This is a genomic window from Ideonella azotifigens, assembly GCF_006519715.1.
Taxonomy (GTDB): Bacteria; Pseudomonadota; Gammaproteobacteria; order Burkholderiales; family Burkholderiaceae_C; genus Ideonella; species Ideonella azotifigens.
The window spans coordinates 1-14,051 of the sequence record NZ_VIDT01000074.1 but is presented as its reverse complement, the minus strand read 5'-3'; the positions used below and the strand labels follow the sequence as shown (position 1 = coordinate 14,051).

General features: G+C 65.9%; 17 protein-coding genes and 1 pseudogene. 11 read left to right on the top strand and 7 right to left on the bottom strand.

The features are described 5' to 3' along the window. Positions 1–269, bottom strand: a 269-nt coding sequence (locus FKP22_RS07435) for a hypothetical protein (protein WP_211361328.1), incomplete at its 3' end; no start/stop codon positions are given. Between the two features lie 49 nt (positions 270–318). Continuing rightward, positions 319–960 carry an NAD(P)-dependent oxidoreductase gene (locus tag FKP22_RS07430; protein ID WP_141286661.1) on the bottom strand — a complete coding sequence of 214 codons (642 nt, stop codon included), beginning with the start codon at positions 958–960 and terminating at the stop codon, positions 319–321. 101 nt (positions 961–1,061) lie between these two features. Here FKP22_RS07430 and FKP22_RS07425 point away from each other — a divergent pair, with 101 nt between their 5' ends. The 5 genes from FKP22_RS07425 (at position 1,062) to FKP22_RS07405 (ending at position 5,571) form a co-directional block, all read left to right on the top strand. Next, complete coding sequence (locus FKP22_RS07425; protein ID WP_141286659.1) at positions 1,062–1,970, top strand: LysR family transcriptional regulator; 909 nt, start codon at positions 1,062–1,064, stop codon at positions 1,968–1,970. Positions 1,971–2,214: 244 nt separating this feature from the next. Continuing rightward, positions 2,215–2,670: a DUF305 domain-containing protein gene (locus FKP22_RS07420; protein ID WP_231011250.1), complete on the top strand. Its 456-nt coding sequence runs from the start codon at positions 2,215–2,217 to the stop codon at positions 2,668–2,670. Positions 2,671–2,681: 11 nt separating this feature from the next. Then, positions 2,682–4,151 carry a YncE family protein gene (locus tag FKP22_RS07415; RefSeq protein ID WP_141286665.1) on the top strand — a complete coding sequence of 490 codons (1,470 nt, stop codon included), beginning with the start codon at positions 2,682–2,684 and terminating at the stop codon, positions 4,149–4,151. An 82-nt stretch (positions 4,152–4,233) separates the two neighbouring features. Further along, positions 4,234–4,779 carry an RNA polymerase sigma factor gene (locus FKP22_RS07410; RefSeq protein WP_375140564.1) on the top strand — a complete coding sequence of 182 codons (546 nt, stop codon included), beginning with the start codon at positions 4,234–4,236 and terminating at the stop codon, positions 4,777–4,779. Continuing rightward, positions 4,780–5,571 (top strand): anti-sigma factor family protein, encoded by a 792-nt coding sequence (locus FKP22_RS07405; protein WP_141286655.1) that lies wholly within the window; start codon positions 4,780–4,782, stop codon positions 5,569–5,571. It abuts the gene before it with no gap. Between the two features lie 66 nt (positions 5,572–5,637). Here FKP22_RS07405 and FKP22_RS07400 read toward each other — a convergent pair whose 3' ends face one another. Next, complete coding sequence (locus tag FKP22_RS07400; protein WP_141286653.1) at positions 5,638–7,320, bottom strand: electron transfer flavoprotein-ubiquinone oxidoreductase; 1,683 nt, start codon at positions 7,318–7,320, stop codon at positions 5,638–5,640. A gap of 220 nt (positions 7,321–7,540) precedes the next feature. On the opposite strand from FKP22_RS07400, the gene FKP22_RS07395 reads away from it, so the two are divergent. Genes FKP22_RS07395 through FKP22_RS07385 form a run of 3 tightly spaced genes read left to right on the top strand, consistent with a single transcriptional unit; the run spans position 7,541 to position 9,484 of the window. Next, positions 7,541–8,323, top strand: a complete 783-nt coding sequence (locus FKP22_RS07395) for an SDR family oxidoreductase (RefSeq protein ID WP_141286651.1) — start codon at positions 7,541–7,543, stop codon at positions 8,321–8,323. A gap of 7 nt (positions 8,324–8,330) precedes the next feature. After that, positions 8,331–9,041, top strand: coding sequence for a YceH family protein (locus FKP22_RS07390; protein WP_231011216.1), 711 nt, complete (start codon positions 8,331–8,333; stop codon positions 9,039–9,041). 23 nt (positions 9,042–9,064) lie between these two features. After that, the gene (locus FKP22_RS07385) at positions 9,065–9,484 is read left to right on the top strand and encodes an acyl-CoA thioesterase (protein WP_141286649.1); all 420 of its coding nucleotides are present in this window, start codon (positions 9,065–9,067) and stop codon (positions 9,482–9,484) included. 6 nt (positions 9,485–9,490) lie between these two features. On the opposite strand, the gene FKP22_RS07380 is transcribed toward FKP22_RS07385, so the two are convergent. The 3 genes from FKP22_RS07380 to FKP22_RS07370 are packed head-to-tail and all read right to left on the bottom strand — an operon-like array spanning position 9,491 to position 11,544. Continuing rightward, positions 9,491–10,489 (bottom strand): DUF3667 domain-containing protein, encoded by a 999-nt coding sequence (locus FKP22_RS07380; protein ID WP_170200793.1) that lies wholly within the window; start codon positions 10,487–10,489, stop codon positions 9,491–9,493. 26 nt (positions 10,490–10,515) lie between these two features. Continuing rightward, the gene (locus tag FKP22_RS07375; RefSeq protein WP_141286645.1) at positions 10,516–11,061 is read right to left on the bottom strand and encodes a PAS and helix-turn-helix domain-containing protein; all 546 of its coding nucleotides are present in this window, start codon (positions 11,059–11,061) and stop codon (positions 10,516–10,518) included. Positions 11,062–11,088: 27 nt separating this feature from the next. Further along, positions 11,089–11,544, bottom strand: a complete 456-nt coding sequence (locus FKP22_RS07370; RefSeq protein WP_141286643.1) for a PaaI family thioesterase — start codon at positions 11,542–11,544, stop codon at positions 11,089–11,091. Between the two features lie 86 nt (positions 11,545–11,630). Here FKP22_RS07370 and FKP22_RS07365 point away from each other — a divergent pair, with 86 nt between their 5' ends. Next, positions 11,631–12,332 (top strand): CoA transferase subunit A, encoded by a 702-nt coding sequence (locus FKP22_RS07365; protein WP_141286640.1) that lies wholly within the window; start codon positions 11,631–11,633, stop codon positions 12,330–12,332. A gap of 19 nt (positions 12,333–12,351) precedes the next feature. After that, on the top strand, positions 12,352–12,990 hold the full coding sequence (locus FKP22_RS07360) for a CoA transferase subunit B (protein ID WP_141286639.1): 639 nt from the start codon (positions 12,352–12,354) through the stop codon (positions 12,988–12,990). Between the two features lie 59 nt (positions 12,991–13,049). On the opposite strand, the gene FKP22_RS07355 is transcribed toward FKP22_RS07360, so the two are convergent. Then, positions 13,050–13,640, bottom strand: coding sequence for an NADPH-dependent FMN reductase (locus FKP22_RS07355; protein WP_141286637.1), 591 nt, complete (start codon positions 13,638–13,640; stop codon positions 13,050–13,052). A gap of 192 nt (positions 13,641–13,832) precedes the next feature. Here FKP22_RS07355 and FKP22_RS07350 point away from each other — a divergent pair. Then, positions 13,833–14,051, top strand: a pseudogene (locus FKP22_RS07350) (gamma-glutamyltransferase); the annotation flags it as partial.

Below are 14,051 nucleotides of genomic sequence, written 5' to 3'. Positions count from 1 at the left end.
GGATGCGCGGCGACCGCCAGCACCAGCGCGCTGCAGCAGGTGCCGACCAACGCCGCGGTGAATACCCGGTAGCGTGTCCGGTCCGGCGCCAGCGGCGTGTCGGCCAGGCTGGCATAGATCGCGCCGGAGGCGGCCACGAAGGCTGCGGACGCGCCACCGATGGGCCAGACCAGCAACTGCACCAGCGCCAGCCCCAGCGAAACCGAAATGCCGTTCAAGCCGTAGGTGGGTAGGCGCAGCCCCGCGAGCAGCCAGCGTGGAAGTTGCATGCCGCGCATTGTTGCGCAGCAGCTCGGCAGAACTGCTGCGCTGCGGTGCTCAGCTGGCGACGGTGAAGCGTGCCCGCACGTGGCGCGGGTTCTCCAGCTCGTCCACCAGCGCCACTGCCAGGTCGGCCACCGAGATGTGGCCGGGCTGGTCGCCGTCCATCAACGGCTGCTCGCTGCCCAGCCGGTAGTTGCCGCTGCGCTCGCCGGGTTGCAGCAGGATGGGTGGAGACAGGAAAGTCCATTCCAGCGAATCTTCGCCGCGCAGGCGGTTCAGGGCCTCGCGTGCGGCGGAGGCGGCGGCCTTTATCTCGGCCGGGAAGCCTGGCGTGTCCACCAATTGCACGCCGGGGGCGACGAACAGGCTGCCGGCGCCACCCACCATCACGAAACGCTTCACGCCGGACTGCTTCACGCCGGCGACCTGTGCGTCGTAGCCGCGCAGGAATTCGTCGTGGATGTCGGGGTTGCCCCAGCCTGGGTTGTAGGCGCTGAGCACCGCGTCATGGCCGCGCACCGCGGCGGCGACTTGGTCGGCCACCAGCGCGTCGGCCTTCACGACGGTGAGGTTCGGCTGAGCGGGAAGCTTCTCGGGATGGCGTGCCAGCACGGTCACCTGGTGGCCGCGTTGCAGCAGTTCGGTCAGGGTGGGCGTGCCGACAAAGCCGGTGGCGCCGATCAGGGCGATGCGCATGAAGAAACTCCGGTTGGATTGCAGTGCCATGCAGTTTGTCTGCTTCACAAGCAGTGCGGTAGCGGGTCAGAATTGCTATCAGTTTGAAGTAGGGCTTCAAGATGGATGATTTGCGGCGCTTGGCCGTGTTTGCCGCGGTGGTGCGGCACCGCTCGATGAGCGCCGCAGGGCGAGCCCTGGGCATGAGCCCTTCGGCGGTGAGCCAGCAGGTGCGGCTGCTGGAGAAAGACGGCGGCGTGACCTTGCTGCACCGCTCCACCCGCAAGCTCAGGCTGACCGACGCCGGTGAGCGCCTGCATGTGGCCTGTGCCGCGATGGTGGCGCAGGCCGAGCTGGCGCGGGCGGAACTGCACAGCGCACGCGAAGCGCCCAGTGGCGAGCTGCGCATTGCTGCAACGGTAGGTTTTGCGCGCCACATTGCCCCTGCGCTGGGCGAGCTGCTGGCGTCTCATCCGGCGCTCAGCCTGCAGTTGCTGGTGGACGATTCACCGGTGGACCTGATCGAGGCCCGGGTGGACCTGGCGGTGCGCTTTGGCAAGGTGCCGGACATGCCCTGGGCGGCGCGGCGGCTGGGCAGTTTCGACTGGTGCCTGTGTGCCTCACCGCAATGGCTGGCCCAGCATGGCGAACCGGCCTCGCCGGAAGCCTTGCTGGGCCATGCGTGGGTCGGCTTTGCGCGCACGGGCGGTGTGCTGATGCCCAGTTTCCGGGGGCCGGCCGGTCAGCTGCAGACCTTGCGCATCCAGCCGCGCATCGGGAGCAACAACCAGCTGTCGATCCAGCAGATGTGCGAGGCCGGCCTAGGGCCGGCGATGTTGGGCATGGTGGACGTGCACGAGGCCCTGGAAGCCGGCCGTCTGCGCCACCTGCTGCCGGAATGGCAGGCCGGTTCGCTGGACGTCTGGGCTCTCACCCCGCAGCGAGATGCCCAGCCGGCCAAGGTCCGGCATGCCATCGCGGCCTTGGGCCGCTACCTTGCAGGTGTGCCCGGGATGCGGCCGCCAGGCTGACGGCAAAGCCTGGCGCAGGCCCGGTGCCTACAGACCGCCGGGGCATGCGCCTCCTCCGACTTGAAGCCCGATGGCAGAGGGGCTGCGCTTCGAGGCCATCGAAGAAAAATCGACCGGCAACTGGAATAAGTGCGGCAGCGCGTCGTCTACCCCTGTAGCCGACACCACTTTCCGACCTGCCATGACACATTCCGACGCAACGCCCTTGCGACGAACCACGATACCTGCAGCTGGTGTCCTCGCCATGCTTGCAAGCTTGCTCGTGGTCTGCAACGTCTCTGCGGACTCACCGCAGGCTGCCTTTGCTGCCGAGAACGACGCGGCCATGGCCCGCATGATGGACGGCATGGCGTTGACGCCTTCGGGTGACATTGACCGGGACTTCGCCTTGATGATGATTCCGCATCACCAAGGCGCCATCGACATGGCGCTGTCCGAACTGCGCTACGGGCACAACGAGCAACTGCGGCGGATCGCGCAGGAGATCATCGTCGAGCAACAGCAGGAGATCGCCGCCATGCACCTTGCGCTGGGCCTGCCGCTGCCGCCTTCCGCGCCCGCGCCGACCCAGGGCACGCCATTCCTGGCACCTGCCGTCTCAGCTGCTCCAGCCGCACCAGCCGGCGCAGCTGCTTCTACTGGTCCCGACGGAGCGGTTCTCGGCACACATTGCACGCCTCACGTCCACAACCCCCAATGAGCTCCGCAACCATGAAACATCCACGCATCGTCGACGCCATCCTCGGCACAGCGCTCGCCACGGCTTTTGCTTGGGCGCAGGCCGGCCAGGCGCCCGGCGCTTCAGCGACCGCCGACATTCCCATCAGCCATCGGGACCGCCTCTACGCCGCCGAGCAGTTCTCCAACACGGTGTCGGTGACCGACCCGGCGGACAACAAGCTGCTCGGCTTGATTCGCCTGGGCGACCCGTCGCCCGGCAACTTCAGCCCGCTTTACCGCGGGCAGGTGCTGGTGCACGGCATGGGCTTCTCGCCTGACCATCGCACCCTGGCTGTCGTCTCCATCGGGTCGAATTCGGTGACCTTCATCGACACCGCCACCAATGCGGTGAAGCATACGACCTATCTCGGGCGCTCGCCGCACGAAGCCTTCTACACGCCGGACGGCAAGGAGGTCTGGGTGACGGTTCGCGGCGAGAACTACATCGCCGTGCTCGACGCGGCCACGTTCCTGGAGAAGACGCGCATCACCACCCCATCGGGTCCCGGCATGCAGATCTTCTCGCCCGACGGCCAATACGGCTACATCTGCTCGTCCTTCAATCCGGAAACTGATGTCGTTTCGGTCGCGACGCACCAGATCGTCGGCCGCGTCCGGCAGGACAGTCCCTTCTGCCCCAACATTGCCGCAACGCCTGACGGAAAGCAGGTCTGGCTGACGCTCAAGGACATTGGCAGGACGATGGTCTTTGACGCCAGGCCACCGTTCTCGGTGATCAAATCGTTCGATACCGGACCCATCACCAATCACGTCAACTTCGCCAACACGAAGCGCGGCCAGTTCGCCTACGTGAGCATTGGCGGCTTGAATCAGGTCAAGGTCTTCCGTACCGACGACTTCTCGCTTGTCGCCACCATCCCGGTTGGCAAGCTGCCGCACGGCATCTGGCCGTCGGGTGACGGTACCCGCATGTACGTGGGCCTGGAAAATGCCGACGCGCTTGCCGCGATTGACACAGCCACCAATGCCGTCGTCGGGACCGTGCCCGTCGGCCAGGCGCCGCAGGCGATTGCCTATGTGCCGAATGCCGTGCCCGAAGGCGACGGCATGCAGGGCTTGCAGCCTCTTGGCGTTGCCGGTCAACTGGCGCAATTGTTTCTGGTTCCGCTGGAGAATGGGCGGGGCAGCAGCAGCGACAACCCGCCTACCAGCGTCGCGCTGTTCGACCAGGGCTTGCTGCAGGTGGTGCAAGCCTCTGCGACCGGGCTCGCACCCAAGCAGGCGTATGTGCTGGCGCTGGCGGACAAGGCCGATGGCTCGGGCATCCTGCAGCCACTCGCAAATTTCATGACCAACCCGGCGGGGTCTGCCATCGTCAATGCCATTGGGCCCATCCGGCAAACTGTGCAGGGGCAGGCTGGGGCGCAGCGTCGCTACCTGGTCATTGCACCTCACAACGGTGATACGCCTGGCGCGCCGGTTCAAGTGCAGGGCATGTGAATGTCCGTCTCACGCAACCTGCTCTTGCGGGCTTTGGCATGAGCGGCCCCACCCAGTGTGAAGGCTGGCATTCAGGACTTCGATTGACATGAAGGATCTGCTGGCGCTTGTCGAACCGATGGTGCCGACCTTGCGGCGCTACGCGCGTGCGCTGATGCATGATCCACACTTGGCCGACGACCTGGTGCAAGATTGCCTGGAGCGAGTCGTCAAGCGATGGGAGCAGCGGCGCCACCAGGACGATACGCGGCAATGGGTCTTCTCCATCGCGCACAACCTGGCGATGGACTGGCTGCGGCAGCAGAGGCGCCGCGGCCTCCATCTTGCAATTGAGGACGTCGAAGAGAAGGAGATGGTGACGCCCGCCGCTCAGGAGGCCCACATTCGGCACCATGAACTGCTGGGCTTCCTGGACCGATTGCCGCATGAGCAGCGAAGCGTCATCCTGCTCGTGTCCGTGGAGGATTTTTCCTATGCGGAAGCGGCCAAGGCCCTGGACATACCGATCGGAACCGTGATGTCGCGATTGGCCCGCGGCCGGGAGAGGTTGCTGCGTGCCATGGAGGGTGAGCCGCGCCAGCAAAAACCTGAGCGAGGCTCGCAACCCGCGCTGCGGAGACTGAAGTAGATGAGCGCAGACAACCCGACACCGCAACCCATCCTCGAAGAGGATTTGCACGCCTACGTGGACCACTGCCTCGATGCGGCGCGCCGGCGTGAGGTGCAGCACTACCTGGACCACCATCCCGAGGCCGCGGCGCAGGTGGCGGGTTTCGCCGCCCAGCGGCAGGGCCTGCGCAGCGCGCTGGCGGGCATTGCGGACGAGCCTGTCCCGCCCAGGTTGAACTTGCAGCGCATGCTCGAAGAGCGCCGGACGCCCCGCCCCTGGCCTTGGAGCATGGCCGCCGCCGTGGTCTTGGCCTTGGGAGCGGGCGGCTTGGGGGGATGGTCTGTTCGCGGGGTGTGGCCCGACGGCCATGGTGGCATCGCCGCGCTGGCTCGCGAAGCCACGAGCAGCTATGCGGTGTACGCAGCCGATCCGCTGCGCCCTGTCGAAATGGGGCCTGAGCGCCAGACTGAGTTGGTCAGTTGGGTCTCGGCCAGATTGAAGCGTGCCGTCTCTGTACCGGATCTCTCCGGATCAGGATTCCGCTACATCGGCGGCCGACTCGTTTCTACCGAACATGGTCCTGCCGGCATGTTCTTCTACGACGATGCAAACGGCACGCGCCTGGCCATGGTGGTGAGGCCCATGGCGATCGAGCACGATACGCCGATGCTGAAACAGCACACAGGCAATATTGCGGGCTTCACCTGGGCCGCGCATGGGCTGGGCTACAGCGTGGTCGGCACGGAGCGCGCCGATGCGCTGCACCCACTTGCCGACGAGGTCAGGCGTCAGACCAACGCGATGCTGTGATGGTCAGCCAGACCATGGAAGACCGCAATTGATGTGGCTGCAATCCGAGCGAACCCAGCGCAAGGCTCACATGCCTGCGTAGTTCGGCCCACCGCCGCCTTCGGGCGTGACCCAGACGATGTTCTGCGTCGGGTCCTTGATGTCGCAGGTCTTGCAGTGCACGCAGTTCTGCGCGTTGATCTGCAGGCGCTGCGTGCCGGCTTCTTCGACGAATTCGTAGACACCCGCCGGGCAGTAACGACTCTCCGGGCCGGCGAACTTGGCCAGGTTGACCTGCACCGGTACCGCGTTGTCCTTGAGCGTCAGGTGGGCCGGCTGGTTCTCTTCGTGGTTGGTGTTGCTGATGAAGACCGACGAGAGGCGGTCGAAGGTCAGCTTGCCGTCGGGCTTGGGGTAGTCGATCTTGGTTGATTCGTTGGCCGGGCGCAGGTAGACGTGGTCGGGTGCTGTGCGGTGGATCGTCCACGGCGGGCTTTGCACGCCCAGCTTGGGCAGCAGCCACTGTTCGATGCCGGTCATCAGCGTGCCCACGGTGTTGCCCTTCTTGAACCACTGCTTGAAGTTCTTCGAGCGCATCAGCTCGGTCTTCAGCCAGCTCTGCTCGAAGGCGGCCGGGTAGGCGGTCAGCTCGTCCTGGGCACGCCCGGCGCCGAGTGCGTCAAACGCAGCTTCTGCTACCAGCATGCCGGTCTTGATCGCCGCGTGGCTGCCCTTGATGCGGGCCGCGTTCAGCGTGCCGGCTTCGCAGCCGACGAGTGCGCCGCCCGGGAACACCAGCGTGGGCAGGCTGAGGATGCCGCCAGCCGTGATGGCACGTGCGCCATAGCCCAGGCGCTTGCCGCCTTCGATGTGCTTGCGGATCGCAGGGTGCGTCTTCCAGCGCTGCATTTCCTCGAACGGACTCAGCCACGGGTTTTTGTAGTCCAGGCCGACCACGAAGCCCAGCGTGACCTTGTTGCCTTCGAGGTGGTAGAGGAAGCCGCCGCCGTAGGTCTCGTGGTCCATCGGCCAGCCGGCGGTGTGCACCACCAGGCCGGGCTTGGCCTGCGCAGCCGGTACTTCCCACAGCTCCTTGATGCCGATGGCATAGCTCTGCGGGTCCTTGCCGGCGTCAAGCTGGTATTTGGCGATCAACTGCTTGCCCAGGTGGCCGCGCGCGCCCTCGGCGAAGATGGTGTACTTGCCGTGCAGTTCCATGCCGAGCTGGAAGCTGTCGTTGGGTTCGCCGTCCTTGCCCACGCCCAGGTTGCCGGTGGCCACGCCCTTGACCCGGTTCTGCTCGTCGTAGAGCACTTCGGCCGCTGCAAAACCAGGGAAGATTTCCACGCCCAAGGCCTCGGCCTGCTCGGCCAGCCACTTGGTCACCGCGCCCAGGCTGATGACATAGTTGCCTTCGTTGTGGAAGCACTCCGGCACCAGGCCGTCGGGTGTCTTCCTGGCGCCAGCCTCGGAGAGGAACAGCACTTCGTCGGCCGTCACCGGCTGGTTCAGCGGCGCGCCACGTTCCTTCCAGTCGGGGAACAGCTCGGTGATCGCGATCGGATCCATCACTGCGCCCGAGAGGATGTGCGCGCCCGGTTCCGAGCCCTTTTCCAGCACCACCACGTTCACCTCGCGACCCTTTTCGGCGGCGAGTTGCTTCAGGCGGATCGCGGTCGACAGGCCAGCGGGGCCGCCGCCGACGACGACCACGTCGTACTCCATCGATTCACGGGGGCCGTACTGGGCCAGCAACTCGCTCGGGGTCATGGGTCTCTTTCTGCGTTTGAATGAATTTGTCTCCGCGTGCCATGGGCCGGCCGCAGGCGTGCTTGAGGTAATTCTAGCGGCTTGTGCTCAAAAAAAGCACGGTCGTGCTTTTGTGTCTCCGTGGTGACCTGGCGCCTGAAAAACCGCTGCATTGCGCCCGCGTAAATACCCCTGCGTCGCTGCCTGTCACGCCTGCGAGGCACGTGCTATGGTTTCATCCATGAGCTACAACATTGACCTCTCGGGCCGCGTGGCCCTGGTGACCGGCGCCTCCGGCGGCCTCGGCGCCCAGTTCGCCAAGACCCTGGCCAAGGCCGGCGCCGCCGTGGTGCTGGCCGGTCGCCGTGTCGAGCGGCTGAAGACCTTGCGCGCCGAGATCGAGAGCGGCGGCGGCGACGCCCACGTCGTCAAGCTGGACGTGACCGACCACGACAGCATCAAGTCCGCCGTTGCCCATGCCGAGACCGAAACCGGCACGCTGGACATCCTGATCAACAACTCCGGTGTCAGCACCACGCAGAAGTTGACCGACGTCACGCCGGAAGACTACGACTATGTGATGGACACCAACACCAAGGGCGCGTTTTTCGTCGCCCAGGAAGTTGCCAAGCGCATGATCGCCCGCTCGCGCGGCGCGGCGCCCGGCACCTTCATCGGCGGCCGCATCGTCAACATTGCCTCGATGGCCGGGCTGCGCGCGCTGGGCCAGATCGGCCTGTACGGCATGAGCAAGGCTGCGGTCATCCACATGACCCGCGCGCAGGCGCTGGAGTGGGGCCGCTACGGCATCAATGTCAATGCCATCTGCCCCGGCTACATCGACACCGAGATCAACCACCACCACTGGGAAACCGAAGGTGGCAAGAAGCTGATGGCCATGCTGCCGCGCAAGCGCGTCGGCCAGCCGCAGGACCTGGACGCCACGCTGATGATGCTGTGCGCCAGCCAGAGCCATTTCATCAACGGCGCGGTGATCCAGGCCGACGACGGTTTTGGCGTCTGAACTGCCGATGAGCGAAGAAGAAGGACAGGCGGCGCCCACCGCCGAAGTGTCGGCAGCGGTGCCGGTCATGACCACGCTGCAGGCCCGCGTGCTGGCGGTGCTGGTCGAGAAGCAGCACACGGTGCCGGACAGCTACCCGCTGTCGCTCAACGCGCTGCAGTCCGGCTGCAACCAGAAGACGGCACGCGCACCGGTGATGGAGGTCAGCGAGCGCGACCTGCTCGAAGCGCTGGACGAATTGAAGCGCAAGCACCTGATCTCGGAAGTCAGCGGCAGCCGCGTGGTGCGCTTCGACCACAACATGCCGCGTGGCCTGGGCGTGCCCAGCCAGTCCGCGGCGCTGCTGGCCACGCTGATGCTGCGCGGCCCGCAGACCGCTGCCGAGCTGCGACTGAACAGCGAACGGCTGCACCGTTTTGCCGACGTCTCTTCGGTCGATGCCTTCCTCGACGAGCTGGCCACCAAGCAGCCGGCGCGGGTGCGCAAGCTGGCGCGTTCACCTGGCGAGCGTGAGGCACGCTGGGCGCATTTGCTGTGCGGCGAGCCGCCGGCGTCCTTGGCCGGCGCATCTGGCGCTGCCACCGGTGGCAGCGGCGGGCAAACAGGGCCGAGCTGGTCCGACTGGGAAGCGCTGCAGGCCGAGGTGGTGCGCCAGGGCAGCGAGCTGGCGGAGCTCAAGCGCGTGATGGCCGAGCTGCGCGAGGCGCTCGGGCACTGATCTCCGGCATCAAGGGGGAGCGCATGCGATTCGCGTTGCCGGCTGAAAAAAAGCTGACCTACGAGATGCGCATCCCCATCCGCTGGGGTGACATGGACCTGATGGGCCATGTCAACAACGCAATGTATTTCCGCTACCTGGAAACCGTGCGCGTCGAGTGGCTGCATGCGGTGGGCGGCAAGCCGGACCCGAGCGGCCAGGGCCCTGTCATCGTCAACGCCTTCTGCAATTTCCTCAAGCAGTTGGAATACCCCGGCGAGGTGCTGGCAAGGCACTATGTGGCCAACCCTGGCCGCAGCAGCTTCGACACCTTCATCACGCTGGAACGCACCGACCGGCCTGGCGTGGTCTGCGCCGAGGGCGGTGCGACGACCGTCTGGGTCGACTTTCCCTCCGGCAAGTCCGCACCGCTGCCGGATTGGCTGAGGGCGCTGATCGCCTGAACGCTCTCAGCCGACCATCAGCAGCCACAGCGCCAGCCCGCCGGTCACCAGTGCCAGCAGCAGGCTGTAGGCCAGCGAGATGAGCAGCGCGCGTGGCAAGGTGGCCCACCAGGAACCGCCGTACACACGCTTCATCGACAGCGCGCCATAGACGGGGATGGCCAGCAGCGGCAGGACCATGACCGCATTGGGCAGCACCTGGATGCACAGCAGCGCGATGAACCAGAAGCTGTGCACATGCAGACTGAAGACGAAGTGCTCGCCGTAAGAGCGCTTGCGGCCAAGGTAGGCCAGCTTCATCAGCGCGGCGAAAAATGGCAGCATCAGGAACACCGCGTAAGGCGCCTTGGCCGCGAACTGGTGGCTCATCCCTTCCGGGTGCGCCGCGCTGGCCTTGTGCGTCATGCGGGCCACGAAGTGATCGATGGCGCTGCAGGCGTCGGATTCCTTGAGGCAGCGCTGTTCGCGCTGCAGGTCTTTATCGTCGATGGTGGCCAGGACCGAGTCGTCGTCCAGTTCGACTTCGGGCTCTGATGCGTCTGCCGAGGCCGACGACGCGGACGAAGCAGCGCTGTTGGCTGCAGCCGGCGCCGAAGCTGCGGTCGCGGGCAGGTGCGAGCCCACGATGATGTGCCGGCCATCGCCGCCGGTCAGCTTCATCACCAGGAAAAAGACGAAGCTCGCAGTCAGGTACAACCGCAACGGCAGCACAAAGTGCCGGCGTTTGCCATGGAAATACTCGCGCGTCAGTTGACCCGGCCGGGTCAGCAGCATGCGCAGCGTGCGCCACAGCGCGCCTTCCAGCGCCACGTAGTGGGTGATGAACTCGTGCACGAATTCGGTGAAGCTGGGCGGATGCAGCACCGTCTCCTGGCCGCAGCGCGGGCAGTAGTCGGCATCGGGCAGCGGGGTCAGGTCCTGCTCGCAGTTGCGGCAATGCGGCGAGCGGGCGTGACCGTGGTGAAGCTGAGAGAGCGAAGCGGGCAGGGGCTGGGACGTGGTCACGAGGGCAATGGGGTGCGGCGGAGGATTCATACCGCAAGCAAGCGGTGCACCAGCTCGGGCGTGGTGCTGGCGTTCATCTTGCGCATCAGGCGGGCGCGGTAGACGTCCACCGTGCGCGGGCTGATGGCGAGCTTCTTGCCGATCTGCTTGCTGGTGTCACCCTCGATCAGCAGCGCGGCGATCTCGCGCTCGCGGCCGGTGAAGTCGACCTTCAGCACGCGCCGGGCCGACAGGTCCTCGAAGGTCCAGATGCCAGCGGCGTGCGGGTCGGATGAATCCAGCGCGCGGCCGGACACGTGGCACCAGAACAACTCGCCGCTCATGCGCTTCATCACGCGGTCGTCGGCATAGCGTCCGTCTTCGCCGAGGCTGGCAATGATGCGGTCGCCGGTGCGCTGGTACTCGGCGGTGCTGGGGTACATCACCTCGAACGACTGCCCGATCAGCTGTGCACTCTCGGCGTTGAACATGGCCAGCGCATGCTGGTTGCAGTCCACCACCAGGCGGTAGCGCGAGAGCACCATGCCGATCGGGGCCAGGTCGAAGGCAATCCGGTAGTCCAGGTCAATCATTGCGGGCAGGCAAGGCAACGCTGCGGTTCAAAGCAGCGCATAGGTGGTGGTGGCGTGGGCCGCGAGTGTCCCAGATGCGAGCCGGCATTCGATCTCGCCGAACACCAGCTGCCGGCCGAGCTTCAATACCCGGGCCAGCACCTGGACTTCGCCGGCATCGCCAGGCACCGGGCGCAGGAAGCTGGTTTGCAACTGCACCGTGGTCATGGGCTGGAAGCCGCCCAGTTGGGCCGAGATGGCCAGCACCATCGCGCTGTCGGCCGCGGCCATCAGCGTCTGCCCGCACAGCACGCCGCCGGCATGCACATGCGGCGCGGTGACGGGCAGGGCCAGCGTCAGCTCGCTGCCCTCCAGCGCGCGCACCTGCAGGTCCAGCGCCTGCACCCAGGGGGCGAAGATCTCGCTGCAAAGGCGCTGCAGCTTGTCGGTGTCCAGCGGTTTCGCGGGCAATGGCGAGGGCTTGCGGGGAGCGTCTGGGGTCATGGCCTTAGTCAAATCTACCTAGTGGACTACGTAATATGTTACGTAGTAACCTGCTTGCACATCCGAACAAGCCCGGAGGCAAACCCATGAACAAGATCTACCCGAGCGCAGCGGCTGCGCTGGAAGGTGTCGTCCAGGACGACCAACTGCTCGCCGTCGGGGGCTTTGGCCTCTGCGGCATTCCCGAGGCGCTGATCGACGCGCTGCAGGCCAGCGGCAAGCAGAACCTCACCGTCATCTCGAACAACGCGGGTGTCGATGGCTTCGGCCTTGGCAAGCTGCTGAGCACGCGGCAGATCAAGAAGATGATCTCCAGCTACGTGGGCGAGAACAAGGAGTTCGAGCGCCAGTACCTGGCCGGCGAGTTGCAGCTCGAATTCACGCCGCAGGGCACGCTGGCCGAGAAGCTGCGCGCCGGCGGCGCCGGCATTCCGGCGTTTTTCACCAAGACCGGCGTGGGCACCATCGTGGCCGATGGCAAGGAACTGCGCGAGTTCGATGGCCAGACCTACGTGATGGAGCGCTCGCTGACGCCGGACGTGTCGCTGGTCAAGGCCTACGTGGCCGACAAGAGCGGCAACCTGCAGTTCCGCCGGACCGCGCGCAACTTCAACCCCAATGTGGCCATGGCCGGCAAGATCACCATCGTCGAGGTCGAGAAGATCGTCGAGACCGGCGAGATCGACCCGGACCAGGTTCACCTGCCCGGCATCTTCGTGCACCGCATCGTGCTGAACGCGACGCCGGAAAAGCGCATCGAGCAACGCACGGTCCGGAAATCGGCCTGAGCAGAAGGAGACACACACCATGGCATGGACCCGCGATGAAATGGCCGCCCGCGCTGCACAGGAACTGCAGGACGGCTTCTACGTGAACCTGGGCATCGGCCTGCCCACTTTGGTGGCCAACCACGTGCCTGGCGGCATGGAGGTCTGGTTGCAGAGCGAAAACGGCCTGCTGGGCATCGGCCCGTTCCCGACCGAGGAAGAGGTCGACGCCGACATGATCAACGCCGGCAAGCAGACGGTGACCACGCTGCCCGGCTCGTCGATCTTCTCCAGCGCGGACAGCTTCGGCATGATCCGCGGCGGCAAGATCAACCTGGCCATCCTCGGTGCGATGCAGGTCAGCGAAAAGGGCGACCTGGCGAACTGGATGATCCCCGGCAAGATGGTCAAGGGCATGGGCGGCGCGATGGACCTGGTGGCAGGCGTCGGCCGCGTCATCGTGCTGATGGAGCACGTGGCGACCAAGAAGGACGGCAGCACGGACATGAAGCTGCTGCCCGCCTGCACGCTGCCATTGACCGGCCTGGGTGTGGTCAATCGCATCATCACTGACCTGGCCGTGATGGACGTGACCCCCGAAGGACTGAAGCTGATCGAGACCGCGCCGGGCGTGAGCCGCGAAGAGGTGCAGGGCAAGACCGGCGTGCCGCTGCACTGAGCACGGCGCAGCGACTTCACGACAAAGGGCCTTCGGGCCTTTTTTCAATGCGTTGCGGTTCAGTACGGCGGCGCCTTGCGCGTGCGCTGTTCGCGGGCCGCTTCGGTCCACCAGGCCAGGTCGTCGGCAAAGCGCGGGAAGGCTTTTTGCAACGACTCGCCGGCGCCGCCTGTGGGATTGCCGTCGGCGTCCAGCGTCTGCGAGATCGGGCCGACCGCCAGTGCGCTGGAAATGACCACCATGCCCATCTCCGACAGGATGCTGTGCCAGATGCTGCCCGAGCGCACGCCGGAGAAGCGGCCGGCCGAATAGCTGGCCACCGCGGCGGGGCGCCAGAACCATTCCTCCAGGAAATGGTCGGTCAGGTTCTTCAGCCCGGGCTGTGGCCCCCAGTTGTATTCGCCGGTCACGAAGACAAAGGCGTCCGCCGTGCGGATCTTCTCCGCCAGCGCTTCCATCGCCGCGGGGGCCTCTCCCTTGGGGTACTCCTTGTACATGCGGTCCAGCATCGGCAGGTTCACCGCCTTGGCGTCCACCAGCTCGGCCGCCGCGCCGCGCGCGTTCAGGCCCTTGACGAGGTAGTCTGCAAGGCGAATGCCCATGCGGTCGGAGCGGTAGGAGCCATAAAACACCAGCACTTTGTCGGCCATGTTGTTCCTCGGGGCAGTTGATGATGCCCATCATCTTCGGGTTTGCGGTCTGTTCGCCAATCCCCCAGACGAGCCCCTGGGCATCGGCCGCATGCACGAGGCGTGGCAGGTTTCGGCCGAAACCCCTGAGGGTTTGGGCCTCTTCGGTGCAGCCTTCGCCGGATGGCGGGCTGCGCGAGCAGAATCGCCAGCATGTCTGCTTCGCGATTGCCTTTGTTCAAGCCGTCTGTCGGTGGGCTGCTGCTCAGCCTGCTGGCCAGTGTGGCCGCGGCCAAGGCGCCGGTTCCGGTGTTGCCGGCATTGGCCGCTTCCGAAGCCGCACCGCTGGTCATGCCCGAAGCCGCCACCGGCTTCACGGCGAAGCCCGGCTGGTACTACCCGCATGCGGCGGTGGCTGCAGCCAACCCGCTG